General features: G+C 62.3%; 23 protein-coding genes and 1 tRNA gene. 19 read left to right on the plus strand and 5 right to left on the minus strand.

Features of this window, described 5'->3' with window-relative positions; all coding sequences use genetic code 11:
- Nucleotides 1–50 precede the first annotated feature (50 nt).
- The 12 genes from tsf (at nucleotide 51) to lpxB (ending at nucleotide 12,307) form a co-directional block, all read left to right on the plus strand.
- Nucleotides 51–977 (plus strand): translation elongation factor Ts, encoded by a 927-nt coding sequence (tsf, locus tag V6767_RS13475; RefSeq protein WP_448473965.1) that lies wholly within the window; start codon nucleotides 51–53, stop codon nucleotides 975–977.
- Nucleotides 978–1,096: 119 nt separating this feature from the next.
- Nucleotides 1,097–1,816 (plus strand): UMP kinase, encoded by a 720-nt coding sequence (pyrH, locus tag V6767_RS13480; protein WP_269065817.1) that lies wholly within the window; start codon nucleotides 1,097–1,099, stop codon nucleotides 1,814–1,816.
- A 45-nt stretch (nucleotides 1,817–1,861) separates the two neighbouring features.
- The gene (gene frr / locus V6767_RS13485; RefSeq protein WP_230718050.1) at nucleotides 1,862–2,422 is read left to right on the plus strand and encodes a ribosome recycling factor; all 561 of its coding nucleotides are present in this window, start codon (nucleotides 1,862–1,864) and stop codon (nucleotides 2,420–2,422) included.
- Nucleotides 2,423–3,208, plus strand: coding sequence for an isoprenyl transferase (locus tag V6767_RS13490; protein WP_448473966.1), 786 nt, complete (start codon nucleotides 2,423–2,425; stop codon nucleotides 3,206–3,208). It begins immediately after the preceding gene.
- Complete coding sequence (locus V6767_RS13495; protein WP_448473967.1) at nucleotides 3,208–4,089, plus strand: phosphatidate cytidylyltransferase; 882 nt, start codon at nucleotides 3,208–3,210, stop codon at nucleotides 4,087–4,089. The genes V6767_RS13490 and V6767_RS13495 overlap by 1 nt, the downstream gene beginning before the upstream one ends.
- Before the next feature lie 32 nt (nucleotides 4,090–4,121).
- On the plus strand, nucleotides 4,122–5,216 hold the full coding sequence (gene rseP / locus V6767_RS13500; protein WP_448474005.1) for an RIP metalloprotease RseP: 1,095 nt from the start codon (nucleotides 4,122–4,124) through the stop codon (nucleotides 5,214–5,216).
- A gap of 328 nt (nucleotides 5,217–5,544) precedes the next feature.
- Complete coding sequence (gene bamA, locus V6767_RS13505; protein WP_448473968.1) at nucleotides 5,545–7,884, plus strand: outer membrane protein assembly factor BamA; 2,340 nt, start codon at nucleotides 5,545–5,547, stop codon at nucleotides 7,882–7,884.
- A 45-nt stretch (nucleotides 7,885–7,929) separates the two neighbouring features.
- A complete protein-coding gene (gene lpxD / locus V6767_RS13510) occupies nucleotides 7,930–8,982 on the plus strand; it encodes a UDP-3-O-(3-hydroxymyristoyl)glucosamine N-acyltransferase (protein WP_448473969.1) in 1,053 nt (350 codons plus the stop codon).
- Nucleotides 8,983–9,007: 25 nt separating this feature from the next.
- Nucleotides 9,008–9,442 (plus strand): 3-hydroxyacyl-ACP dehydratase FabZ, encoded by a 435-nt coding sequence (fabZ, locus tag V6767_RS13515; protein WP_230718446.1) that lies wholly within the window; start codon nucleotides 9,008–9,010, stop codon nucleotides 9,440–9,442.
- Nucleotides 9,439–10,269: an acyl-ACP--UDP-N-acetylglucosamine O-acyltransferase gene (gene lpxA, locus V6767_RS13520; protein ID WP_448473970.1), complete on the plus strand. Its 831-nt coding sequence runs from the start codon at nucleotides 9,439–9,441 to the stop codon at nucleotides 10,267–10,269. Before fabZ ends, lpxA begins: the two co-directional genes overlap by 4 nt.
- Complete coding sequence (locus V6767_RS13525; protein WP_448473971.1) at nucleotides 10,266–11,135, plus strand: LpxI family protein; 870 nt, start codon at nucleotides 10,266–10,268, stop codon at nucleotides 11,133–11,135. Before lpxA ends, V6767_RS13525 begins: the two co-directional genes overlap by 4 nt.
- Before the next feature lie 11 nt (nucleotides 11,136–11,146).
- Nucleotides 11,147–12,307 carry a lipid-A-disaccharide synthase gene (gene lpxB / locus V6767_RS13530; protein ID WP_448473972.1) on the plus strand — a complete coding sequence of 387 codons (1,161 nt, stop codon included), beginning with the start codon at nucleotides 11,147–11,149 and terminating at the stop codon, nucleotides 12,305–12,307.
- A gap of 84 nt (nucleotides 12,308–12,391) precedes the next feature.
- Here lpxB and gltA read toward each other — a convergent pair whose 3' ends face one another.
- The gene (gene gltA, locus V6767_RS13535; protein WP_448473973.1) at nucleotides 12,392–13,678 is read right to left on the minus strand and encodes a citrate synthase; all 1,287 of its coding nucleotides are present in this window, start codon (nucleotides 13,676–13,678) and stop codon (nucleotides 12,392–12,394) included.
- Between the two features lie 289 nt (nucleotides 13,679–13,967).
- On the opposite strand from gltA, the gene V6767_RS13540 reads away from it, so the two are divergent.
- Nucleotides 13,968–16,526, plus strand: coding sequence for a ComEC/Rec2 family competence protein (locus tag V6767_RS13540; protein WP_448473974.1), 2,559 nt, complete (start codon nucleotides 13,968–13,970; stop codon nucleotides 16,524–16,526).
- Here V6767_RS13540 and lexA read toward each other — a convergent pair.
- The 3 genes from lexA to V6767_RS13555 form a co-directional block, all read right to left on the minus strand.
- A complete protein-coding gene (gene lexA / locus V6767_RS13545) occupies nucleotides 16,480–17,187 on the minus strand; it encodes a transcriptional repressor LexA (protein WP_448473975.1) in 708 nt (235 codons plus the stop codon). The genes V6767_RS13540 and lexA overlap by 47 nt on opposite strands.
- Before the next feature lie 147 nt (nucleotides 17,188–17,334).
- Nucleotides 17,335–18,108, minus strand: coding sequence for a YrhK family protein (locus V6767_RS13550; protein ID WP_448473976.1), 774 nt, complete (start codon nucleotides 18,106–18,108; stop codon nucleotides 17,335–17,337).
- A gap of 86 nt (nucleotides 18,109–18,194) precedes the next feature.
- Nucleotides 18,195–18,270: transfer RNA gene (locus V6767_RS13555), tRNA-Lys, on the minus strand.
- Between the two features lie 240 nt (nucleotides 18,271–18,510).
- Between V6767_RS13555 and V6767_RS13560 the strand changes: the two genes are divergently transcribed.
- Both V6767_RS13560 and V6767_RS13565 read left to right on the plus strand, forming a co-directional pair.
- Entirely contained in the window at nucleotides 18,511–19,254 is a 744-nt protein-coding gene (locus V6767_RS13560) for a cytochrome c biogenesis CcdA family protein (RefSeq protein WP_448473977.1), read from the plus strand.
- Between the two features lie 26 nt (nucleotides 19,255–19,280).
- Nucleotides 19,281–20,225, plus strand: a complete 945-nt coding sequence (locus V6767_RS13565) for an AEC family transporter (RefSeq protein ID WP_448473978.1) — start codon at nucleotides 19,281–19,283, stop codon at nucleotides 20,223–20,225.
- Between the two features lie 51 nt (nucleotides 20,226–20,276).
- On the opposite strand, the gene V6767_RS13570 is transcribed toward V6767_RS13565, so the two are convergent.
- The gene (locus tag V6767_RS13570) at nucleotides 20,277–21,461 is read right to left on the minus strand and encodes a UbiH/UbiF family hydroxylase (protein ID WP_448473979.1); all 1,185 of its coding nucleotides are present in this window, start codon (nucleotides 21,459–21,461) and stop codon (nucleotides 20,277–20,279) included.
- Nucleotides 21,462–21,654: 193 nt separating this feature from the next.
- On the opposite strand from V6767_RS13570, the gene pcsA reads away from it, so the two are divergent.
- From pcsA to V6767_RS13590, 4 genes are all read left to right on the plus strand, one after another.
- Nucleotides 21,655–22,404: a phosphatidylcholine synthase gene (pcsA, locus tag V6767_RS13575; RefSeq protein ID WP_448470469.1), complete on the plus strand. Its 750-nt coding sequence runs from the start codon at nucleotides 21,655–21,657 to the stop codon at nucleotides 22,402–22,404.
- A gap of 156 nt (nucleotides 22,405–22,560) precedes the next feature.
- Nucleotides 22,561–24,123 (plus strand): ABC transporter ATP-binding protein, encoded by a 1,563-nt coding sequence (locus V6767_RS13580; protein ID WP_448473980.1) that lies wholly within the window; start codon nucleotides 22,561–22,563, stop codon nucleotides 24,121–24,123.
- The gene (locus tag V6767_RS13585; protein ID WP_448473981.1) at nucleotides 24,113–25,225 is read left to right on the plus strand and encodes an ABC transporter permease; all 1,113 of its coding nucleotides are present in this window, start codon (nucleotides 24,113–24,115) and stop codon (nucleotides 25,223–25,225) included. The genes V6767_RS13580 and V6767_RS13585 overlap by 11 nt, the downstream gene beginning before the upstream one ends.
- On the plus strand, nucleotides 25,222–26,139 hold the full coding sequence (locus tag V6767_RS13590) for an ABC transporter permease (RefSeq protein WP_448473982.1): 918 nt from the start codon (nucleotides 25,222–25,224) through the stop codon (nucleotides 26,137–26,139). The genes V6767_RS13585 and V6767_RS13590 overlap by 4 nt, the downstream gene beginning before the upstream one ends.
- Nucleotides 26,140–26,166 lie beyond the last annotated feature (27 nt).

The raw sequence follows: 26,166 nt of genomic DNA on the forward strand, positions 1-26,166 counted from the left end.
CGACCGGCGCGCCCGACGGCGCCGCCCAGCGAATGGACGAGAGGCAAGTTATGAGCACGATTACGGCAGCAATGGTGAAGGAACTGCGCGAAAAGAGCGGCGCAGGCATGATGGATTGCAAGAAGGCACTCGCCGAAACCGACGGCGACATGGAAGCCGCCATCGACTGGCTGCGCGCCAAGGGTATCTCCAAGGCTGACAAGAAGTCCGGCCGCACGGCCGCAGAAGGCCTGATCGGCATCGCCGCCGGCGATGCGGAAGCCGTCGTCGTCGAGGTCAACTCGGAGACCGACTTCGTTGCCCGCAACGAAGCCTTCCAGCAGCTCGTCTCCGGCATCGCCGACGTGGCGCTTGGCACCGACGGCTCCGTCGATGCCATTGCCGCCGCGACCTATCCGAAGTCCGGCAAGTCGGTTGCCGACACGATCAAGGATGCGATCGGCACGATCGGCGAGAACATGACGCTGCGCCGCGCGGTCAAGCTTTCGGTCGGCAAGGGCGTTGTCGCGACCTATATGCACAATGCCGTCGGCGATGGCCTCGGCAAGCTCGGCGTTCTGGTCGCGCTCGAATCGGACGGCGACAAGGATGCGCTGAACGCGATCGGCCGCCAGGTCGCCATGCATGTCGCCGCGACCAACCCGCTCGCCGTACGCCCCGAGGAAGTCGACGCCGAAATCGCCGATCGCGAGCGTTCGGTGTTCCTGGAGCAGGCCAAGGAATCCGGCAAGCCCGCCGCCATCGCCGAAAAGATGGTGGAAGGCCGCATGCGCAAGTTCTTCCAGGAAGTGGCGCTGCTTTCCCAGCAGTTCGTCATCAACCCTGACCTGACCGTTGAAGAGGCCGTCAAGGAAGCGGAGAAGGACGTCGGCGCGCCGATCAAGGTCGCCGCCATCGCCCGTCTGGCGCTTGGCGAAGGCGTCGAGAAGGAAGAATCCGACTTTGCGGCGGAAGTTGCCGCCACGGCCAAGGGCTAAGCCCTTCCGTCCGTCTGGTTCATTTTAGGATCAGCCGTTGAAATCCCGGGGGCGCCGCGTGACATTGCGGCGCCCTTCGTGTATCGGGATGGCATTGCTTTGTAAGGGAGTTTGCGGCGTTGACGAAACCGATTTTCAACCGTGTTTTGCTGAAGGTTTCCGGTGAGGCGCTGATGGGCGACCAGGGCTTCGGCATCGATGTCAACGTCGCAGACCGCATCGCTTCTGATATTGCCCAGGTTCGCTCCATGGGCGTTGAGATCGGCATCGTCGTCGGCGGCGGCAATATTTTCCGGGGCGTCGCCGTTGCCTCCAAGGGCGGCGAACGCGTCACCGGCGACCACATGGGCATGCTGGGCACGGTCATCAACGCACTGGCGCTCGCCACCTCGCTGCGCAAGATGCAGGTCGACACCGTGGTGCTGTCGGCGATCGCGATGCCGGAAATCTGTCAGTCGTTTTCCCAGCGCGCCACCCGCAGCCATATGGAAGCGGGCAGGGTGGTGATCTTTGCCGGTGGCACCGGCAATCCGTTCTTCACCACTGATTCCGCTGCAGCGCTGCGCGCGGCGGAAATCGGCGCGGAGGCGATCTTCAAGGGCACGCAGGTCGACGGTATCTATTCCGCCGACCCGAAAAAGGATCCGAACGCTATCCGTTTCGACGCCCTGACTCATCAGCAGGTGCTTGAACGCGGGCTGCAGGTGATGGATGTTGCCGCGGTGGCGGTTGCCCGTGAAAACTACATACCGATTATCGTTTTTTCGATTCACGAGCGCGGCGGCTTCGGCCAGATCATGGCCGGCGGCGGCCGCAAGACAATCGTAACAGAAGAATGATCACGCCTTGCCCGCTTGGGGCACATGTGTGACGGGAGACAGATGATGAGCGATCCAACCGACCTGAACGACCTGAAGCGCCGCATGGAAGGCGCGATCAACGCCTATATCGGCGACATCACCTCGCTTCGAACCGGGCGGGCCTCGGCCAATATTCTCGATCCGGTGCAGGTTGAGGCCTATGGCTCGAAAGTGCCGCTCAACCAGGTTGCCAACATCACCGTGCCGGAGCCGCGCATGCTTTCGGTCAATGTCTGGGACAAGTCGATGGCGGGCGCTGTTGACCGCGCGATCCGCGAATCCCATCTTGGCCTGAACCCGATCATGGACGGGCAGACGCTCAGAATTCCGCTTCCGGAACTCAATGAGGAACGTCGCCGTTCTCTGGTCAAGGTTGCCCATGAATATGCCGAGAAGGCGCGGGTGGCGATCCGCCATGTGCGTCGGGACGGCATGGACGGATTGAAGAAGGCGGAAAAGGATGGGGACATCAGCCAGGACGACAGCCGTTCGCTTTCCGAAGACGTTCAAAAATTGACCGATGAGTCAATTTCCAGAATTGATGACTTGCTCGCAGACAAAGAAAAAGAAATCATGCAGGTTTAGTTGCCACTCTATTCTTTTAAAGAAGACTCGGTCGCCCTTATGAACAAAATTATAGACCCAGCCATTCCGCGCCATGTCGCAATCATCATGGATGGCAATGGACGCTGGGCAATCGGGCGCGGGCTCGGGCGGCTGTTCGGCCATCGCAAGGGCGTCGAGGCCGTTCGCCGCACGGTGGATGCGGCGCGCGAAAGCGGGATAGGCTATCTGACGCTGTTCGCCTTCTCTTCCGAAAACTGGAAGCGGCCCTCCGATGAAGTCGATGGCATCATGGAGCTGATTTCGACCTTCATCCATCGCGAGCTCGACAATTACCATCGCCAGAACATGCGTTTCCAGATGATCGGCGAGCGCAGCGGCCTGTCGGCAAAGATATTGAAGGCCCTCGAGGTCGCCGAGGAGCGGACCCGGAACAATACCGGGCTGCATGTGGTCGTCGCCGTCAATTATGGGTCGCGCGCCGAGATTGCCGGCGCTGCCCGCGCGCTCGCCCGCCAGGTGGCGGAGGGCAAGACCGACCCGGATGATATCGATGAGGCCGCCATCAGCGAGCGCCTCGATACTGCCGGCCTGCCGGATCCTGATCTTGTCATCCGCACCAGCGGCGAGCAGCGCCTTTCCAACTTCCTGCTCTGGCAGACGGCCTATTCGGAACTGGTGTTCCTGCCATGCAACTGGCCGGATTTCAGCCGCGAGATGTTTTTCGAAGCGCTTTCGGAATATGCCAGGAGGAACCGGCGGTTCGGTGCGCTTTCCGCGCCGCAGGCGGCATTGACGGACACCTGATGACCCAGGAACTGAGGCTGCGCATCGTTTCGGGAGCCGTTCTGGCGGCGGTGGTTCTGCTGATCACCTGGGCGGGCGGCTCTCTCTTCAACCTGCTTGCGGTCGCGATCGGCTTTCTGGTTTTTTATGAATGGCTGGAGATGAGCCGGGCGCGCGACGGTCAGGTTAATCGTTTGATCGGCCGGTGGAGCACGCCGGTGCTTGGCGGCATCGCGGTGATGATCGCCGTTGCCATCCTTGTCTTTCTCGAGCTTTTCGGGCTGGCGCTGGCGCTTGCCTGTTTCGGCGCGGCGGCATTCTGGTTCCTCGGGCGCCGCGCGGCCATGCCGTTCTGGTTTGCGGGTTCGGTGATCTATGCCGCGGGCAGCATGATCGCGCTTGCGGCGCTTAGGAACGGCGGGGAGGCGGGGCTGTTCGCGATTCTGTTCCTGTTCGCCGTTGTCTGGAGCACCGATATCATGGCCTATTTCGTGGGCCGCGCCCTCGGCGGCCCCAAGCTTGCGCCGTCAATATCGCCGGGCAAGACGTGGTCGGGCGCAATTGGCGGGGCAGCCTTCGCCGTCGCGGCAGCCTTTGCGCTGTGCTGGAGCTATGGCGGTTCTCCCTCGATCGCGATTGGCCTTCTCGCGCTTTTCCTGTCCGTTTGCAGCCAAGTGGGCGACCTGTTCGAATCGGCGCTGAAACGGCGCTGCGGGGCCAAGGATTCCAGCCATCTGATTCCCGGTCATGGCGGGGTGATGGATCGCGTCGACGGACTCGTCGCAGCGGCATTCGCGATGTATGTTGTCGTCGTTCTGGTGGCGCTTGCCGGCCATGAGGGTTTTGCGGGCGACATGCTGATGAACTGGAGCGGACTTGCCGCTCCGATGAATGGAGCCTGACCGTGCAGTTCGCCTTTACCAATGCCCCGGGGATGATCGTCGCCTTTATCGTGGCGATTTCCTTTCTCGTGTTTTTTCACGAGCTCGGGCACTATCTGGTCGGGCGCTGGTGCGGCATCCGCATTCTGGCGTTCTCGCTCGGCTTCGGGCCGGAGATCGTAGGGCGCACCGACCGCCACGGCACGCGCTGGAAACTGTGCGCGATCCCGCTTGGCGGCTATGTGCGGTTTTACGGCGATGAGGATGTCGCAAGCCGCCCGGACTTCAAGGGCCTGGAAACGCTGCCGGAAGAGGAGCGCGCCCGCACGCTGAACGGCGCCGCATTGTGGAAGCGCGCCGCCACGGTGGCGGCCGGGCCGATCGCCAACTTCCTGCTGGCGATCGCGATCTTCGCCGTGATCTTCATGGTCTATGGCCGCGCGGTTTCCGATCCGGTGGTGGGCGAGGTGACGCCGGACAGCCCCGCTGCGGCGGCGGGCGTTCAGCCCGGCGACATCATGGCGGCGCTCGATGGCCAGGCGATCGATACCTTCGATGCCGTGGTGCGCTATATCAGCGTGCGCCCCGGCGTGCCGGTCGTGCTGACGGTGGAGCGGAACGGGGAACCGGTCGATCTGACGGTGGTGCCGGAGCGGGTGGAGACCGAGGACCGATTCGGCAATGAAATGGAACTCGGTCGTATCGGCGTTGTCGGTACACGTGATTCGGGTAATTTCCGCGTCGAGCGTTATGGCCCGGTTGCAGCCATCGGCCAGGGCGCGCTGCAGAGCTGGCATATCGTCGTCAGCACCTATGATTATATCGCCAATGTCTTTGCCGGCAGGATGAAGGCCGACCAGATCGGCGGTCCGGTGCGGGTGGCGACGATGGCCGGTCAGATGGCGTCGCTCGGTATTGTCGCATTTGCTAATTTTGCAGCAATTCTTTCGGTTTCGGTCGGCTTGTTCAATCTGTTGCCGGTTCCCATGCTCGATGGCGGGCACCTGATGTTCTACGCGATCGAGGCCGTGCGGGGACGGCCGCTTTCGGCGCGCGTCCAGGAATTCGCATTCCGGATCGGTCTTTTTTTGGTGCTGGCGCTGATGGTGTTCGCGACGTGGAACGATACGATCGGGCGGATGGGGTAGGGCGATTTTAACCCCTTGACACTATTTGGTTAACCGTGCGCGCGCTCTCATCTTGCCGCAAATGGTTTCTTGTGCAAATGTGGCCTTGCCTTTGGCGTCGGAGATGATAGGAAACCCCTGAGGGAGCATCTCCGTCGTGCTGTTGACGTATTCCGTAGCGTTCGGTTTACCATAAACACAGAAGAACGTGGCGATTTGGTCACGCTTGGGGCGGAAGTTGCATCTGAGGGGCGGCTTTCTATTGCGTGGGGATGCGAAGTCTTTAGAACTTAAATCCACATTGCCGAAAACCGCTTATACCGAGCGATTATAAAGGGTAGATAGTAGCATGGCCGGTTCAAGATTTTTGAACACAGTTTCAGGTGCGGCGCTTTCGTTTGCGGTCGCCGTTTCCGGGGGGGTCGTTGCCGCCGTTGCTGTGCCTGTAGACGCGTATGCCGCCGTCGTCAGGAACATCACCGTCAACGGAACCGGTCAGGCAGGTTCCGACGCGATCAAATCCAAACTGACGATCAAGCCCGGCCAGAGCTTCACCGACGCTGACATTAATCAGTCGATCCGCAATCTCTACAGCTCGGGCTATTTTTCCGACGTCAGGATTTCGGTTTCCGGTTCGACGCTGGTCGTGAACGTCACGGAAAACCAGCTCATCAATCAGGTCGTGTTCAACGGCAACCGCAAGGTCTCCGACAAGAAGCTCGAGGGCGTCGTCGAGCTGCATTCGCTCGGTCCGTATAACGAGGCCCAGGCGCAGCTCGATATCCAGCACATCAAGGACGCTTACGCCTCGATCGGCCGTTCCGATGTCGAGGTCACGATCCAGACGGCGACCGTTCAGGATAACCGCATCAACGTTGCCTTCGTCATCGATGAAGGCGGCCGCACCAAGACCCGGAAGATCAATTTCGAAGGCAACAACACCTTCGGCGACGCGCGCCTCGCCTCGGTCATCCTGACCAAGCGCTCGACGCCGCTGTCGTTCCTAACGCGCAAGGATATCTACAATCCCGACAAGCTGCGTCAGGACGAGAAGCTGCTGCGCGAGTTCTACAACAATCACGGGTTCCCGGACTATCGTCTTCTGTCGACCGATGTCGACTATGATGAGACCGACAATTCCTATTCGATCACCTTCAATATTTCTGAGGGCGATCGTTACAAGTTTGGGGATATCGGCGTTGAGACCACGGTCGAGGGCGTCGACATCTCGAACCTGAAGGGCGATATCAAGACCCGGACCGGCAAGATTTACGACGCCGACGACATTCAGAAGACGTCGGAATCGATTGCTGCTTCGGTGTCCTCGCAGGGCTATCCCTTCGCGCAGGTCAATCCGCGCGGCGACCGCAGCTTCACCAATGATACCTATTCGGTGAACTACGAGATCGATCAGGGCATGAAGGCCTATATCGAGCGGATCGATATCGTCGGCAACACCCGCACCCGCGACTACGTCATCCGCCGCGAGTTCGATCTGGCCGAGGGCGATGCCTATAACCGCGAGATGATCGCGCGCACCAAGCGTCGGCTCGAGGCGCTGGGCTATTTCAGCTCGGTCGAGATCAAGACGCTGCCGGGCAGCGCGCCCGACCGTGTGGTTCTCGAGGTCGATGTCGTGGATGAGCCCACCGGCTCGTTCTCGATCGGCGCCGGCTACGATGCGGAAGGCGATTCGCTGGTTCTGGAGCTCTCGGTCGAGGAGCGCAACTTCCTTGGTCGCGGCCAGTATATCCGCGCCTCCGCCGGTCTCGGCGATGACGATTCGCAGATCTACAACTTCAGTTTCACCGAGCCCTTCTTCCTGGGCTATCGTCTGGCTGCCGGTTTCGATCTCTATCGCGCGTCGTCCTCGACCCAGGAATACTACAACTATGCCGAAACGGCGGGCGCTATCCGCCTGACCGCGCCGCTCACCGACAACCTCTATTCGACGGTGAAATATTCCTACCAGCAGTTTGAATATGATGGTCGCGGCGACTGGCAGAACCTGAACAATGTGTCGCAGGTTTATCAGGACCTGATCAACGGCAGCCCGTGGGTGGTGTCGTCGCTGCAGCAGTCCTTCAACTTCTCTTCCGTCGATAACCGGCAGCTGCCGCGCGAGGGCGTCCTGGCGGCACTGAACAACACATTTGCCGGTCTTGGCGGCGACTCGCATTACTACAAGCTGGACGGCAAGGCGCGCTGGTATCAGATGATCTCCGATCAGGCCGATATCATCGGCTCGATCACGGCGCGCGGCGGTTTCGTCACGCCGTTCGATGATAATCTGAACGTCTTCGACCAGTTCACGATCGGCGGTCAGCAGATCCGCGGCTTCAAACAGAACGGTATCGGCCCGCGCACCGTGGGCACCAATGACGCACTCGGTTCGCAGTACTACGCCACGCTTTCGGCGGAGACCAACTTCCCGCTGCCGGGCATTCCGGAGGATATCAACCTCCGCGGCGCTGCCTATGTGGACGCCGGCTCGGCCTGGGGTAACGCTGTGGAAGTCACCGGGACTCAGATCGAGGGCACCGATTTCTCGATCCGCGCTTCGGCGGGTATTGGTCTGATCTGGAACTCGCCCTTCGGCGACCTGCGGTTCGACTATGCCGTTCCGTTCGCCAAGGAAGATTTCGACGAAACCCAGCGTTTCCGTTTCGGTATCGCCAACACGTTCTGATATCTGTTTCCAGAACTCAAAGCTTAACTGTTCTGGAGAACGGACATGGATCAGAACCAGTTTTTCGGCGCACGGCAGGCAATCCCTCTGGGTGAGCTTGCCGGCCGCATCGGCGCTTCTCTGTCAGAGGCCACGGCGAGCGATCGTCTGGTGGAATCGATTGCGCCAATCTCCCGCGCCGGACCGAATGACATCTGTTATATACAATCGAGAAGTTCGGCGGATTATCTGAAAACCTGCCGGGCGGCCGCGATCATCTGCCCTCAAGCGTTGACCGCGTTGCTGCCGGATGGGCTGACGGCGCTTGTATCCGACAATGCGCAGCTTGCCTTTGCCCGCGCTTCGGCGCTGCTGTATCCGGCGGCGATGCGGCCGCAGTCGCTTGTGGGTGAGGGCGAGATTTCTCCGCAGGCTGCGGTGGACGCCACGGCCGCGCTCGAAACGGGCGTCGAGGTGTCGCCATTCGCCGTGATCGGCGCGCGCGCCCAGATCGGCGCGGGAAGCCGGATCCTGAGCGGCGCCGTCGTCGGCGCGGATGTGAAGATCGGGCGCAATGTGACGATTGGCGCCCAAGTGAGCGTCACCAACGCGCTGATCGGCAACAATGTCATCATCCATACCGGCGCCCGGATCGGCCAGGATGGCTTCGGCTATGCCGGCAGCCCGACGGGCATGGTCAAGCTGCCGCAGGTCGGGCGGGTGATTATCCAGGACGAGGTTGAGATCGGCGCCAATACCACGATCGACCGCGGCGCGATGGACGATACCGTGATTGGCGAGGGGACCAAGATCGATAATCTGGTTCAGATCGGCCATAATGTGCAGATCGGTCGTCATTGCGGTATTGTCAGCCAGGTGGGGATCGCCGGCAGCGTCAAGATCGGCGACGGAGTCATGATTGGCGGGCAGGCCGGCGTCAATGGCCATCTCGAGATTGGCAGCGGCGTACAGATTGCCGCCAGAAGCGGCGTTCTTTCGTCGATAGAGCCCGGATCGCGCGTCGGCGGCATTCCGGCGCGTCCTATGAAACTGTATCTGCGCGAACTTGCGGAACTGAGCAGACGGGCTCAGACAGGGGGAGATGAGCAAGGTGAATGAGGCTGTGACTGAGACTTTGGAACATATGGAACTTCTGGAGATCATGAAGTTCCTGCCGCATCGCTATCCGTTTCTGCTGGTTGACAGGATTATCGAGATCGACGGCGACGACAGCGCGGTCGGCGTCAAGAACGTGACGGCAAATGAGCCGCATTTCACCGGACATTTCCCGTCCATGCCGATCATGCCCGGCGTACTGATTGTCGAGGGCATGGCCCAGACGGCGGGCGCGATCTGCGCGCGCAAGGCCGATGAGGTGGACAATCTGGTCTACTTCATGACCATTGACAATGCGCGCTTCCGCAAGCCGGTGGTGCCGGGCGATCAGGTGCGCTACAAGGTCGTCAAGCAGAAGCAGCGGCGTCGGGTGTGGAAATTTCACTGCGAGGCGACGGTCGACGGACAGCTCGTCGCGGAAGCTGATATCGGCGCCATGATGGTGCGCAAGGATGAAGAATGACCAGAATTGCCAGCTCCGCCCGGATCGACCCGAAAGCGGTCGTGGAGGACGGGGCCGTTATCGGTGAAAACGCCGTCATAGGACCTCTGTCCTATGTCGGCCCGAATGCTGTGCTTGGCGATGGCGTCGTCGTGATGCATCACGCCAGCGTCGAGGGCGCGACCCGGCTTGGCTCCGGCTGCCAGGTTTTTCCGATGGCTGTGATCGGCGGCCCGCCGCAGAGCGTGCGCCACGATGCCAGCCAGACGCGGCTTGAGATCGGCAAGAACTGCATCTTCCGCGAGGGCGTCACGATCAATACCGGTTCGTCGCATGGCGGCGGGATCACGGTCGTTGGCGACAACAATCTGTTCCTCGCCAATTCCCACATTGGCCATGATTGCCGGATCGGCAACGACGTCATTCTGTCGAACAATGTCATGGTCGGCGGCCACGTCTTGGTGCACGACAAGGTTATCCTCAGTGGCGGCGCCGCGATCCACCAGTTCGTCCAGATCGGGCGGCAGGCCTTTGTCGGCGGGCTCGCCGGCGTCGTCAATGATGTCGTTCCCTATGCAATGATCGTCGACAACCCGGCGATGATGGGCGGGCTCAATGTCGTGGGCATGCAGCGCGCGGGCATCGAGCGCGATGAGATCCATCTGGTCCGCAAGGCCTACAAGACGATCTTCTCCTCGGGCCTGATCCTGGAAAACGCCGAGGCGGCGCGCGCGGAATTCGGCGGCAAAAGCGATGCGGTCGACGAAATGCTGCGTTTCATCCTCGAACGCGATGCCGAGCGCTCGTTGACGACGCCGGGATCCAGGCGGCGCAAGGGCGCGGCGTGAACTCCGCGGCGGTCTCCGCAAAGGAGCCGATTGCGATCATCGCCGGCAACGGTCTGTTGCCCTATTATGTGGCCGAGGCGGCGCGCGAAGCCGGCCATAGCCCGTTTATCGTGCAGCTGCGCGGCGAGGACGACCATGACTGGTCGGGATTTGACCATATGGACGCCGATCTCGGCGGCTTCCGGCCGGTGGTGATGGCGCTGCGCAAACGCGGGATCGACAAGATCGTGCTGACCGGCGGGGTCAACAGCCGGCCCGAACTCTTGAGCCTGCGCCCCACGCTTTCCGTGCTCGCTTCCATTCCCGCAATCCTTGCCAAACTGCGCAGCGGCGGGGACGACAAGGTCCTGCGCATGGTTATCGCCCTGTTTGAAAAGCATGGCTTCGAGGTGGTGGCGGCGCAATCGATTGCGGGCGATCTGCTGGCCGAGGCCGGCGCGCTTGGCAGGCTTGCACCGGATCGCGAGGCCGAGGCCGATATCGAGGTCGCCGCGCACGCCGCGCGCACGATCGGCGTGATGGATATCGGGCAGGGCGCCGTCAGCGTCGGCGGTCGCGTGGTGGCGCTTGAGGGCGCGGAAGGCACGGACCAGATGCTGCAGCGGGTGGCGGTGCTGCGCCAGTCGGGCCGCATCAGCGCCCGGCGGCGGGGCGTGCTTGTCAAGCTGTGCAAGCCACAACAGGATCTGCGCGCCGACCTGCCATCGATCGGCGCCAACACGGTGCGACTGGCGGCGGCAGCGGGCTTGGCCGGCATTGCGGTTGAGGCCGGGCGGTCGCTGATACTCGAGCGCGAAGAGACGCTGCGGGCCGCCGATGCGGCGGGTCTGTTTGTCTATGGGCTGGAGCCTGACCTTCGATCATAAGGGAGCGGCATGTGGCTTTGAAAATCGGGATTGTAGCCGGCGAGGTTTCTGGCGACCTACTGGGCGCCAACCTGATTGCCGCGCTAAAGGCGCTTCATGGCGGCCCGGTGGAACTGGTCGGCGTCGGCGGCGACGGCCTTGCCGGCGAGGGGCTGGAATCACTGTTCGACTACAGTGAATTGTCGATCATGGGGTTCACCCAGGTGATCGCCCGTTTGCCGCAATTGCTGCGACGTATCCGCCAGACCGCCGAGGCGCTGATCGCTGCGAAACCGGATATCATCGTCATCATTGACAGCCCGGATTTTACCCACCGCGTGGCAAAGCGCGTGCGCGCCGCAGCTCCCGAAATCCCGATCGTCGACTATGTCTGCCCCAGCGTCTGGGCCTGGAAGGAATATCGCGCCCGCGACATGCTCGCCTATGTCGACCACGTGCTGGCCGTGCTGCCCTTCGAACCGGCGGCGATGGAGCGTCTCGGCGGGCCGCCGACCACCTTTGTCGGCCATCGGCTGACCGGGGAGCCGGGCGTGCTCGAAGCGCGCCGCCAGAACCGTCTGGAGCGCGCGCGGTCGAAGCCGACCATCATGCTGCTGCCGGGCTCGCGCAAATCCGAGATCAATGCGCTGGCACCGATATTTCGCGATGTCGCCGCGACATTCGCGGCGCGCAATGACGGCTGTCGCATTATCCTGCCGACGGTGACGCGACGTGAGCAGCAGGTGCGCGCGGCCATCGCCGACTGGAAGGTTAAGCCGGAACTCTTCGTCGGCGAGGAGGCCAAGTGGGAGGCTTTTGCCATGGCCGATGCCGCGGTTGCCGCCTCGGGCACGGTGGTTCTGGAGCTGGCGCTTTCCGGCATTCCCGCCGTCTCCGCCTATAAGGCGGATTTCATCGGCCGTTTGATGCTGAACAAGATCACCGTCTGGTCGGCGTCGCTGCCGAACCTGATCGCCGATGCGCCGCTGGTGCCGGAATATTTCAACGACACGATCCGCGCCGGCGCGCTTGCGCGCTGGATGGAGCTGCTGACGAAGGACAGTTTCCAGCGGCGCGGCATGATGGAAGGCTTCGAGCGGGTCATCGCACTGATGCAGACCGAGGTCCCGCCCGGCGAGCGCGCGGCGGCCATCGTTCTGGATGTGCTGGCGGAGAAGGGCCCTGCGAAGTAGGCTGCCCGATAGCGCTCACCCCCCCTCTGGACACAGAAAAGGCCGGTCGCGGGACCGGCCTTTCGCATTTGAACACGCTGGAAATCAGCGCTTGGAGATGTCCACGAAATCGCGTTCCGGGGCGCCGGTGTAGAGCTGGCGCGGACGGCCGATGCGCTGTTCCGGATCCTCGATCATTTCCGCCCACTGCGCGATCCAGCCGACGGTGCGCGCAAGCGCGAACAGCACGGTGAACATGGTGGTGGGGAAACCCAAGGCCTTCAGCGTGATGCCGGAATAGAAGTCGATATTCGGATAGAGCTTCTTCTCGATGAAGTACTCATCCGTCAGAGCGATCTTTTCCAGCTCCATCGCGACGTCCAGCAGCGGATCGTCCTTGATGCCGAGTTCCTTGAGAACTTCATGGCAGGTCTTCTGCATGATCTTGGCGCGCGGATCGTAGTTCTTGTAGACGCGGTGACCAAAGCCCATCAGGCGGAAGGGATCATCGCGGTCCTTGGCGCGGTTGATATATTCCGGGATGCGGTCGACCGAGCCGATCTCCTGCAGCATGTTGAGCGCCGCCTCGTTGGCGCCGCCATGGGCGGGGCCCCACAGGCAGGCGATGCCGGCCGCGATGCAGGCGAAAGGATTGGCGCCAGACGAACCGGCAAGACGCACGGTCGAGGTCGAGGCGTTCTGCTCGTGATCGGCATGCAGGATGAAGATCCGGTCGAGCGCGCGCGACAGGATCGGGTTGACCTTGTATTCCTCGCACGGCGTGGCGAAGCACATATGCAGGAAGTTGGCCGCATAACCGAGGTCGTTGCGCGGATACACGAAGGGCTCGCCGACGTGGTATTTATAGGCCATGGCCGCGATCGTCGGGATCTTGGCGATCATGCGGATGCTGGCAATCTCGCGCTTGTAGGGATCGGAGATGTCGATCGAGTCGTGGTAGAAGGCAGACATGGCTCCAACGGCGCCGCAGATGATGGCCATGGGATGGGCATCACGGCGGAAACCGGTAAAGAGCCTCGTGAGTTGATCGTGAATCATCGTGTGATGGGTCACGCGGAAGTCGAAATCCTTCTTCTGCGTGGCCGTCGGCAGTTCGCCGAACAGCAGCAGATAGCAGACTTCCAGGAAGTCGGCGTTTTCAGCCAACTGGTCGATCGGGTAGCCGCGGTGCAGCAGAATCCCGTTATCGCCGTCGATATAGGTGATCTTGGATTTGCACGAGGCCGTCGAGGTGAAACCCGGATCGTAGGTGAACATGCCCGACTGCTTGTAGAGCGAAGCGATGTCGAGGACTTTCGGGCCGAATGTGCCCTCTTCCACGGACAGCTCAAGTTCCTTGCCGTCGAGTTGCAGTTTTCCAGTTTCCGTCATCCTATCCTCCAAATTTCCGGCGCGAATACGCTGTCGAAGCCAATCGGGATTTTCATTAGCTATAGGATTGGCAAGGTGTTGCCAAGCCGACGAAGCCGCGCGGCGGGTGATGAGTAATATCTGCGTTTAGCAAGTTTTACGGGGTTTAGAAAAGGAAAATTTTGCTTCTGCCGCCAGCGCTTGCATTGCAATCGATTAGCATTGGCCACAACATGTAAAAGTTGTAGGGCGGCGGTTTCGGATGCGCGGGAGTGGGGTAGGCACGAGCGAGATAGACAAGGCGACGGGCTTGCGCGCCGGAGCCGACCGGCTTCGCGCGCCTTTCAGAAGGCGCCAACCGCAAGGCGAGCGCGAGGCCGGCTTTGGCAGGCGCGACGCGGGCCGGGCAGGGCGGTTCGATATTGCCGCCTTGTGGCGGGAGGAGCAGGCATTCGGCCGGCCGTTTCTCATTGTGCCGGTGGTGCTGGCGACCGGGATTGGCTGGTGGTTCTCGCTCGACGAGAGCCCGTCTTCGCTGGGCCTTGGCATCTATTGCGGCATGGCGGTGTTCGCGGCCGTCTTGCTGCGCAACGGCCGAGGGCTCTTGCCCGTTGTCAGCGCCTGCATCGCATTGTTCCTCTGCGGCGCGCTGCTTGCGGCGCTGGAGACGGCGCGGCGGGCCACGGTGATGCTCGATTCGCCGGTGACCACCCATATCACCGGTGTGGTCGAAAGCCGCGAGCCGACGGAAACCGGCTGGCGCTATGTTGTGCGGGTGACGGCGACGGACGACCCCGTGATCCACCGTCCGCCCGAACGCGTCACGCTTGTTGCCCGCGGCAATTTGCCGCCTGTCGGCATCGGTCACGCCATTCAGGGGCTTGGGCGGCTGCTGCCGCCTTCCGCGCCCGTCATGCCCGGCCTGGTTGATTTCGGGTTCCTCTCCTATTTCGACGGCATCGGCGCGGTGGGCTTTTTCTATGGGCCGCCGAGCGATGCCGGCCTCGCGCCCGCGCCGGGCGTCAGCGTGCGGGCGGGTTTTGCGATCGAGCGGATACGCGACGGCATTGCAGGACGTATTCGTGCGGTGCTTGCGGGCGACACCGGTGCTTTTGCCAATGCGATCATCACCGGCGAGCGGCGGGCGCTGAGCGACGACACGCTCGATGCGCTGCGCAATGCCGGTCTTGCCCACATCATTGCCATTTCCGGCCTGCACATGGCGCTCGCCGCCGGCATTTTCTTCTCAAGCCTCAGGCTGCTGCTGGCGCTGTCGCCACGTGCGGCCGAGGCGGTTTCGACCAAGAAGATCGCAGCGGCCGCGGCGATCGCGGCGGCGCTGTTCTATCTGCTGATATCGGGCATGCAGGTGTCCGCCGAACGGGCCTTCATCATGCTGGCCGTCATGCTGGCGGCGGCGATCTTCGATCGTCCGGCGATCAGCCTGCGCAATGTCGCGCTTGCAGCGCTGGTGATTCTGGTCGTGACGCCCGCCGAAGTGGTGGGGCCGGGCATGCAGATGTCCTTTGCCGCCACGCTGGCGCTGATCGCGGGCTATGGCGCATGGCAGCGCCGGCCCGCTCAAGGATTTCGCCAAAGCCGCGGGCCGCTCCGCTGGCTCTGGATCGCAGCCTCCGGTATCGTGCTCACCGCGCTGATCGGCGGCTTGTCGACGACGCCGTTCGCCATCCATCATTTTTCCCGTATCGCGGGCTACGGGCTGCTTGGCAATCTGCTCGCCATGCCGGTGGTCACCTTCGTTGTCATGCCGGCCGGGCTTTTATCGCTCATCGCCATGCCGCTCAATCTTCACGCGCCGTTTCTGATCGTCATGGGCTGGGGGCTTGATTGGGTGATGCAGGCGGCGACTTGGGTCGATAGCCTTGGCGGCGCGTTTACCACAGGCCGCGCGCCGGAGGGGGTTCTGCTGCTGTTTCTCGCCGGCTTCCTGCCGCTCGTGTTGTTGCGCACGCGTCTGCGTCTCCTCGGTGTGATCCCGATAGCGGTTTCCTTCGCGCTGATCTCATGGCCGCGCGAGCCTCCGCCGCCGCAAATCCTGGTGGCTGGCGATGGCGATCTCGTGGCGATCGTCACCGGTAATGTCGCGGCTCTCACCACGAAGCGGCCGCCATCCTTCGTGTTCGAGCAATGGGAAACGGCACTCACACTCGCGGAGACGCTGCCGCCTGTGGAGGAAAGCGCGCTGGTGCTGAATGAGGAAGATCGTTTCGCGCGGCTCGAAGCAACGGATATGGCGAGCGCCGCGCGGGCGCTCAGCGAAACGATCACCGAATCCGCCCGGACGCCCGGCACCTTCCGCTGCAAGAAGGATGCATGGTGCTATGCGACCTTGATGGGCCTCAGAATCATGACGGTCGACCGGCCGGCTTTTGCCGGCCTTGCCTGCGACAATGCCGATATCGTCGTCAGCCGTTACCGCCCCGGATTCCAGACCTGCCGTTCCGGCGCATACCTCGTCACGCCAGCAATGCGCCGCCAGCACGGCGCCTTTCAATTCACGCTCCCGCCGGCGGCTGGTCGAAATATGGACGACGGCGACATACGGCGCTCGGTCGCGGAGCCGGGCAGGGGCAGCGAACCCGATCAGCAGGCAGGCAACGCCAATCCGTTGCCGGGAGGCATCGCGGATGCGAAAGCGCAACCGCCCCCGCCAGTGCTCGTAAAACCATCCTGCGGCCCGATGACGATCTCAGTCAGCACATCGGTCAGAGCACTGACCCGCCCGTGGAACAGGCACCGGCTTTATGACTGGCGCTCCGGCGAATATCTGCCGGTGATCGCGGTTCCGCAGACGCTCACCTTCAGTGGTAACGGCGGATCAGGCCGACCAGCTTGCCCTGCACCTTGACCTGGTTTGCCGAAAAGATACGGGTCTCGTAGGCCGGATTGGCCGCTTCCAGCGCGATCGAGGCGCCCTTGCGGCGGAACCGCTTCAGGGTCGCTTCCTCGTCATTGACGAGCGCCACGACGATATCGCCGGGCGAGGCGGTGGCGATATTGCGGATGATCACCGTGTCGCCGTCGAAAATTCCGGCCTCGATCATCGAATCGCCCTGCACCTCCAGCGCATAATGTTCGCCCGCGCCCAGCATTTCAGCCGGCACGGTGATCTGATGGGTGTTTTCCTGGATTGCGGAGATCGGCACACCGGCGGCGATCCGGCCCATGACTGGAATGCCCGCCGAGCCGCCGTCATTGGCGCTGGCCGGCGCCTTCGGCTCTTCCTGTTTCTTGCCGAGCGAGCCCTCGATCACGCTTGGCGAGAAACCCCGGCGCGGCTGCTGGCCGATCGCGCTGTCCGGCATGCGCAGGATTTCGAGCGCCCGGGCGCGGTTGGGAAGCCGGCGGATGAAGCCGCGTTCCTCCAGCGCGGTGATCAGCCGGTGTATGCCGGATTTCGACGCGAGGTCCAGCGCCTCCTTCATTTCATCGAAGGACGGCGGAATGCCGGTCTCTTTCATCCGTTCATGAATGAAATACAGCAATTCCTGTTGTTTGCGTGTCAGCATTTCCTGCCCCTGGCCCTTCGAAACAAATCCAGAACGAATATACATGTTCTCACTGTGTTCCGCAAGCCCGGGGAAGTCCCGGCAATCAAGGGGTTTCGCGCCGCCGGTGCGGGGCGGGACACGAATCGACAAACCGCGAGGTCGGTTTCACTCTTCCCAGCGTTTCTTCCTTCTGGGCGCCAGCGGCTTCAGCGGGTGGAGCGCATAGGATGTCGGTTTTCCCAGTGCGGTGGCGACCACGCGATAGGCGCGGCGGTAGTTGAACAGACCGCCGATGAAGAACAGGACGCTGCCGACCAGATATTGCCACGCCAGGAAACCGTCCAGCAGGGTTTCGTCGCGCTCGCTGGCAAGCGTCCAGAGATAGGGGATGGAGGCGACGGCAAAGAGCGCCGAGCCGACCACGAAGGTCAGGGCCGTCAGGTTCATCATCTGCAGGGTGACGAGATCGTCGGCCTGGACGATCTGGATGACGTTGATGACCGCGCCGACCACGAACAAGACGCTGCCGATGATGAAACACCACGCGCCGGCCTTGGGAAGGTCGACGGACGACAGAAAGAAAACGCTGCCAACCACGAACAGCGCGGTTCCAAAGACATAGGTCCAGGCCGCCCAGGCTTCCAGCCTGTCCCACAGCGTTTCCGGGTCCTTGCGCTGCCTGGCGTAGACGAAGACCTCGATCAGGTCATGGCCAGTCACGAGCAGATAGATCAGCGAGCCGAAGAAGAATATCCAGGCGCCAAGATCGGCATAGGATGAAAGCGCCGGAAAGAAGCAGATGCTGCCGAAAATGAAGATCAGCCCGCCGGCCTGATAGGCGATCGCGTTGATCGTCTCCCAGCGGAAATTCTTTCGCTTAGCCGGCGTATCGGCAATCACGTCATGAAGACGCGGTCGATTGACGAACATATGCGGCATGCGGTCCCTCGAGATTGATACGCCTGGCGCTTGGCCGCGTTTTAACGAAGCGGGGAAGGAAAATCAAAACCGGCTGAAAAACAAAATGGTGAGAGCGCAGGGGTTCGAACCCTGGACCTACTGATTAAAAGTCAGTTGCTCTACCGGCTGAGCTACGCTCTCCCGAGCCGGATGCCCGGCTGAAAGTGGGCGGAACATAGAAAGGGTCTTTATGAAGGTCAACCCGGAATCTCGCCGCGAAAGCGATAATAGGGCGGTTTTCGGCGCGCGGAAAGGTGATTGGATTTGACCGGTCATCTGGTTTAAGACCCGCGGACGTGTTGCGCGGGCATTTACGCTGTCGCGAGCATGGGTTTCGGGCATTGCCCGCGCCCGCAATTGCAAGGTGTTGGAGCAGGTTTCTTGTCGATCGGCGATATTTCCCTTCTGAGCGCGCTTCTGGCCGGCGCGCTGTCCTTTCTCTCGCCCTGCGTGCTGCCGCTGGTGCCGCCCTATCTCTGCTACATGGCGGGGATATCGGTCGACCAGTTGAAAGGTGGCGGCGAAGCCAAGCCGGCAAGCCAGTGGGCGGTGCTGCTGCCGGCCTTCTTCTTCACGCTTGGCTTCGCGACGATCTTCGTGGCGCTCGGCGCGGGCGCGTCCACCATCGGGCAATTGCTGCGCCAGTATATGGATATTCTGAGCAAGGTCGGCGGCGTGATCATCATCCTGATGGGGCTGCATTTCCTGGACGTGCTTCGGATTCCGATTCTCTCGCGCGAGGCGCGGTTTCACGGCGGCGGCAAGCCGGCAAGCGTCACGGGCGCCTATATCATGGGGCTCGCCTTCGCCTTTGGCTGGACGCCGTGCATCGGGCCGGTTCTGGGCGCAATCCTCGCCGTGGCCGCCACCAAGGCGACGGTTTCGAACGGCGCTATCCTGCTGGCCGTCTATTCGCTGGGCCTTGCCGTGCCATTCTGGATCGCGGCCTATTTCTCCGGCGCCTTCATGCGGTTTCTGACGCGGTTTCGGAAACATCTGGGCGCTGTCGAGAAAATCATGGGCGTGTTGCTGATTCTCACCGGCGTCGCCTTTCTTTTCGGCTTCATTGCCGATATGGCGATCTGGTTTCAGCAGACCTTTCCGGTGCTCTCGCGCATCGGCTAGCTGCCCGCCACCAAGCGACCGGAGCCATGGCCGATATTCTAGCGCTGCTTTTCCCGTTTTTCGGGCTGATCGTCATCGGTTTCGGCGCGGCGAAAATCTTTCGCCATCCCGAAGAAGGCACCGCCTGGCTCAATATCTTCATCATCTATGCCGCCCTTCCGGCGCTGTTCTTCAAGCTGGTCTCGCGCACGCCGTTCGAGCAACTGACGCGGCTCGATTTCGTGTCGATCGATCTTGCGGCGACCTATTCCGTTTTTCTGTTGCTGTTTGCCATCGGCTATCTGTGGAAGAAGAACGGGGTGCGGGAAACGACCATCCAGGCCTTTGCCGGCAGCTATGGCAATATCGGCTATATGGGGCCGGGGCTTGCGCTGCTGGCGCTGGGGGAGGAGGCCGCCGTTCCGGTGGCGCTGATCATCTGCTTTGAAAACGCGCTGCATTTCATCGTTGCGCCGACGGTGATGGCGACGGCCCGCGGCGGCGGAGGGCGTTCGCTGATCCGCCATATCGTGTTGCGCGCTTTGCTTCACCCGTTTCTGGTGGCGACCGCCCTGGGCTTTGCTGTCTCTGCATCCGGGTTCGCCGTGCCGCAGGCCTTCAACCGGCTGGTGGATTACCTTGCCCAGGCGGCAGCGCCCTGCGCGCTGTTTGCCATGGGCGTCACGCTGGCGCTGAGGCCGGTCAGGCGGGTGCCGGCGGAAATCAACTATATCGTGCCGGCAAAACTGATCCTCCACCCGCTGGTGGTCTATCTGTTCATGATGGCCCATGGCGGCTTCGACCCGCTCTGGGTCAAGGCGGCGGTGCTGATGGCCGCGCTTCCGACGGCGACCAACGTCTTCGTCATCGCTCGCCAGTACGGCATCTGGTATGAGCGGGCCTCGGCGACGATCCTGATCTCGACAATCGCTTCGGTGGCGACGCTCGGCGTATTGCTGGCGCTGATCAGCGCCGATGCGATTCCGTTCTAGATTCGGCGTCTAAAGACATCTAAAACAATAACTTATGCCGGTTTCCTGACGTTATCCCGCAAACAGCGCCTTGATGCCGCGCATCGGCTGCACGCCCTCGCGCATGGCGAACTGGCGTAGCGGCGGCACAGCGGAGAGCACGTAGAGCCCGGCCGAGCGTGCAAGCTGCGCCGGCAGGAAATCGGCCAGCAGCGAACGGTTAAGAAGGTCGACGCTTGCCGTCCGGCTCCAGACATCGGACTTGCGCAGGAAATCATAGCGCTCGCCGGTGCGTGACGAGATGGTCGAACCGTCAATGCCGTCCAGCATGCGCGAAAGCCGCATGATGTCGCGCAGGCTGAGGTTCAGCCCCTGCGCGCCGATCGGCGGAAAGGCATGGGCGGCCTCGCCGACAAGCGCCATCCGGCCCTTGCCGAAACGGTTCGAGACCAGCGAGGAGAGCGGCCATTTCTGCACCGGGTCGTCGATCTTCACCGCCCCCAGCAGGAACTGCATGCGCTCCTCGATCGCCGCGGCCATTTCCTCCGGCGGGCGGTCAACCATGGCCTCCGCATCGGCCGACGCCATGACCCAGACGAGACTGGAACGGTTGGCTTCCGGCAGTGGAACCTGGGTGAAGGGACCATTGCGGGTGTGGAACTCGGTCGAGATATCGCCGTGCGGCAGGCCGTGTTCGAAATTCAGAACGACGGCGGACTGCTTGTAGCTCCATTGCCGGGTGCCGATATCGGCGCTTTCGCGCACCTTGGACCTGCGGCCATCGGCGCCGACAACCAGCTCGGAGTTGAGGCTTTCGCTGGAGGCGAGCGTTATCGCGACGGCGTCCTTGCCGATTTCGATATCGCTTGCGGCCTCGCGGAACTGGGTGATGTTGGCCTCGTTCTCGACGGCTTGCGAAAGCTTTTCGACCAGCACCGTGTTCGGAATATTGTAGCCGAAGGCCTCCAGATCGATCTCGGCGGAGCGGAAGCTGACGGTCGGCGCGCGCAGCAGGCGGCCTGTGCCATCGATGATCCGCATGGTCTTGAGCGGGGCGGCGCCGGGCTTGATGTCCTTCCACAGGCCCAGCCGGTTGATGAAGGCGATGGAGTGGTCCATGAGCGCGGTGGTGCGGTGGTCGCCGCTGCTTTGGGCGGGCGCCACCAGGGCGACGTCGCGTCCCCCACGCGCCAGCGACAGCGCCGTAATCATTCCGGCGGGTCCGCCGCCGATCACTGCAATTTCATGCTCCGCCATAATCGAGCCTCGTCATTTGTTGTGATACCGATATAATGCGGCAAGGCTGTTTCTGCTGCGAAAAATTCTGGAAAGCCAAGATTTTTTTCGCGCATCGCATCCATCTGGTGCATTCTGGACCGAAATTCGGTAGGCATGCCGGATCGTCCGGCGGAAAAGGCCGGCAACGCACGACGTAGCAAACGGATATCGAATGGGATTGTTCACTCAGCGAAAAGTGCCATATGCGGAAATCAGGGCTTTTTCCGTCCATATCCTGACGGCCTCGGGCTCGTTCCTGGCCTTTCTCGGGGTCGTGGCCGCCGCCGAGGGGCGATTCGTGTCGATGTTCTGGTGGCTCGGGCTGGCGCTGCTCGTCGACGGCATTGACGGGCCGATCGCCCGGCGGCTGAGGGTCAGCGAAGTGCTGCCGAGCTGGTCCGGCGTCATGCTCGACAACATCATCGACTATGTCACCTATGTGCTTCTTCCGGCCTTCGCGCTTTATCAGTCGCATATGATCGGCGAGCCGCTGTCCTTCGTCGCCGCCGCGCTGATCGTGGTTTCCAGCGCGATTTATTACGCCGACAGCGGGATGAAGACCGGCGAGAATTTCTTCTCGGGCTTTCCCGTGGTCTGGAACATGGTTGTGTTCTCGTTCTTCGTCATTCAGCCCTCCTCGCTGGTCGCTATGGCGATCGTGCTTCTGTCGGTCGCGCTCACCTTCGCGCCCGTGCAGTTCCTGCATCCCGTCCGCGTCAAGCGCTTGCGCCCCCTCAATCTGGCCGTCTTCGGCATCTGGTGCGCGACCGGGTTCTATGCGCTGATTGCCTCCTTTGACGCGCCGAAACTGATCGAGGCGCTGTTCGTCGCCAGCGGCATCTATCTCTACGTTATCGGTGCGGTGCTGCAGTTCCTGCCCAAGCTCGGCGCGCGGGCTGCGGAAACGCGCGCCGAATTTTGAGCGAAGAATCTGTTTGCGGAGCGGCCAAAACCGTTGCGCATCGACCGGGGTTTGTGCTTCATTTATACGCAGGGCAGGGGAAGTCCTAATTTTTAGTCAATCCATGGCGGGCAGGGCGCATGCGCCCGGGTGCAGTGCCGGCGGCCGGAGGGCGGTTTGGACGAAGTAAAGAAACCGGCGGGTCAACCGCTGCTGGCGGTTTCCGGTCTCACGAAGTATTTCGGCACATTCGCCGCTTGCGACGGGATCGATCTGGAAATCGCCAGGGGTGAAATCCATGCCCTGCTTGGGGAAAACGGCGCGGGCAAATCCACTCTGGTGAAAATGCTGTTCGGTGTGCTGGAACCTTCGGCGGGCCAGATCGTCTGGCAAGGCGAGCCGGTGCGCATCGAAGCGCCGGCCCATGCGCGCAAGCTCGGCATCGGTATGGTTTTCCAGCATTTCTCGCTTTTCGAGGCGCTGACTGTGGCGGAAAACATCGCGCTGTCGCTCGATCCCGGCATTTCGCTGGCCGAGATTTCCGACGAATCGCGCCGGCTTTCGGTGGAATACGGCCTGCCGCTCGATCCGCGCGCCCATGTGGCCGATCTGTCGGTCGGCGAGCGCCAGCGCATCGAGATCGTGCGGGCGCTGCTGCAGAACCCCAGCCTCATCATCCTGGACGAGCCGACCTCGGTGCTGACGCCGCAAGAGGCCGACCGGCTGTTCGAGACGCTGAACAAGCTGAGGGCCGAGGGCCGCTCCGTGCTCTACATCTCCCACCGGCTGGAAGAAGTACAGCGGATCTGCGACAAGGCCACCGTGCTGCGCCACGGCAAGGTGACCGGGGCCTGCACGCCGCGCGATGAGACGGCGGCCTCGCTGGCGCGCATGATGGTGGGCGGCGACGTTTCCGAGATCAAGCGGCCGGAGGCCATGACCACGGGCAGGGTGCTACTTGAGGCCAAGGGGCTGAACGCGCCGTCCCGCACGCCTTTTGCGACGGCGCTGAAGGATATCTATCTCGAGGTCAAGGCCGGCGAGCTGCTGGCGATCGCGGGCGTTGCCGGCAACGGTCAGTCGGAACTGTTCGATGCGCTGTCGGGCGAATACCCGGTCGCCGATGGCCAGAGCGTTCTGATCGACGGCAAGCCGGTCGGCGCGAAAGGCATCAATTTTCGCCGTGCGCTGGGGGCCGCGTTCGTCCCTGAAGAACGCCACGGCCACGCCGCGGTCACCAGCCTGCCGCTTTCCGAAAATCTCGTGCTAGCCCGCAACGAGGCGGAAGCCGGCACGTTTCTGGCGGGCGGTCCGCTGAAGATGATACGCCGTGCGGTGGCGCGGGCGCGCACCGGCGATATTTCCAAGGTCATGGATGTTCGCAAGAGCGGCGAGGACCCGGCCGCCGGCTCGCTCTCCGGCGGCAATCTGCAGAAGTTCATTGTCGGCCGGGAGCTGGACCGCAAGCCCAAGGTCATCATCGTCAACCAGCCGACCTGGGGCGTGGATGCGGGCGCTGCCGCCCATATCCGCCAGTCGCTGGTCGATCTCGCCCGCGCCGGTTCGGCCGTTCTGGTGATCTCGCAGGATCTTGACGAGATTTTCGAGATCGCCACCCGGATTGCCGTGATTTCCGAGGGCCGGCTGTCCGACAGCTATCCGTCGGAGACGATGACGCTGGAGAAGATCGGCCTGCTGATGGGCGGCGTTCATGGCGAGGAGGCTGCCGATGCGCATTGAACTCGAAAAACGTCCGGGCGCCTCGCGGCTGTTTTCGCTGCTGTCGCCGGTCATCGCCTTCGCGCTGACCGTGGTCTTTGGGGCGATCATGTTTCTGGCGCTCGGCAAGGACCCGCTGGAGGCGCTCTACCAGTTCTTCATCTGGCCGTTGTTCGATGTCTGGTCGCTGCATGAACTGATGATCAAGGCAGCGCCGCTGATCATGATCGCGGTCGGCCTGTCGGTCTGCTACCGCTCCAATATCTGGAATATCGGCGCCGAAGGTCAGTTCACCGTCGGCGCGATCGTCGGCTCGATCGTGCCGGTCTATTTCTATCAGTGGTCGTCGCCGCTGCTTTTGCCGATCATGCTGCTGATGGGCATTGCCGGCGGCGCGCTCTATGCCGGCATTCCCGCACTGCTGAAAAACTATTTCAACACCAATGAAATCCTGACCTCGCTGATGCTGGTCTACGTCGCTCAGCTTTTCCTGGACTGGCTGGTGCGCGGGCCGTGGCGCAATCCCGAGGGCTATAACTTCCCGCAGACCCGTGACTTCGTCGACGCGGCGACGCTGCCGGAAATGGTGGCTTCCGGTCGCGCCCATTACGGCTTCGCGCTGGCCATTTTGGCAGCGCTTGCAGTGTGGTTCATGATGCGCTTCACGCTGAAGGGTTTCGAGGTCAACGTCATCGGCCAGTCGCAGCGCGCGGGGCGGTTCGCGGGCTTTTCCTCGCGGCGCATGGTGTGGTTCTGCTTCCTGCTCTCCGGTGGACTTGCGGGGCTTGCCGGCATCAGCGAGATTTCCGGCGCGCTCGGCTATCTCCAGCCGCAGATTTCGCCGGGTTACGGCTTCACCGCGATCATCGTCGCCTTTCTCGGCCGGCTCAATCCGCTCGGCGCGATTGTCGCGGGCCTCGTTCTGGCGCTGACCTATATCGGCGGCGAAGGGGTGCAGTTTACCATGGGCGTCTCCGACAAGGTCACGCGCGTGTTTCAGGGCATGCTGCTGTTCTTCGTGCTCTCCTGCGACACGCTGATATTGTACAAGGTGCGGGTGATTTTCGGCGGCAGATCGTCCGAGGCGGCGCCCGGCCAGCCCGTTGAGGAGAAAGCGTCATGATTGTCGAAGCCATTCTGCTCACGATCATCACGGCCTCGACGCCGCTGGTTCTGGCGGCGATCGGCGAACTGGTGTGCGAGCGTGCCGGCGTGCTCAATCTCGGCGTCGAGGGCATGATGGTGATGGGCGCGGTCGGCGCGTTCACCGCGGCGCATGCCACCGGCTCGCCCTGGATCGGCATGCTGGCCGGACTGATCACGGGCGCTGTGTTTTCGCTGCTCTTCGGCTTCCTGACGCTGACGCTCGTCGCCAACCAGGTGGCCACAGGTCTCGCGCTGACAATACTGGGGCAGGGGCTTTCGGCGATGATCGGCGAAGGCCTCGTCGGCAAGCCGGGCGTCAAGATGCCCTCGCTCGATATACCGGTCCTGTCCGACATCCCCGTCATCGGACCGCTGCTGTTCGATCAGGATATCTTCTTCTATCTCTCGATCGCGATCGTTGCCGGCGTCTCCTGGTTCCTGTTCAGGACCCGGCGCGGACTGGTGTTGCGCTCGGTCGGCGACAATCACGGCTCCGCCCATGCGCTCGGCATCAATGTCATCGGCATCCGCTATCTCGCGGTGATGTTCGGCGGGGCCTGCGCCGGACTTGCCGGCGCGCAGCTTTCGCTGGTCTATACACCGCAATGGTCGGAGAACATGGCGGCCGGGCGCGGCTGGATCGCGCTGGCGCTGGTCGTGTTCGCATCCTGGCGGCCCTGGGGCGTGCTGGTCGGCGGTTATCTCTTCGGCGCGGTCACGATCGGCCAGCTTCATGCGCAGGCCTTCGGCATAGCCATCCCGTCCCAGTTCCTCTCGGCGCTGCCCTATGTGGTGACCGTCCTCGTGCTCGTCATCATCTCGCAGAACCGCAGGATGACGCTCATCAATACGCCTGCTTCGCTCGGGAAATCCTTTGTCCCGGATCGCTAGGCGGACTAGACTGAACCCTTCAAACCA

Source organism: Martelella sp. FLE1502 (genome assembly GCF_053484255.1).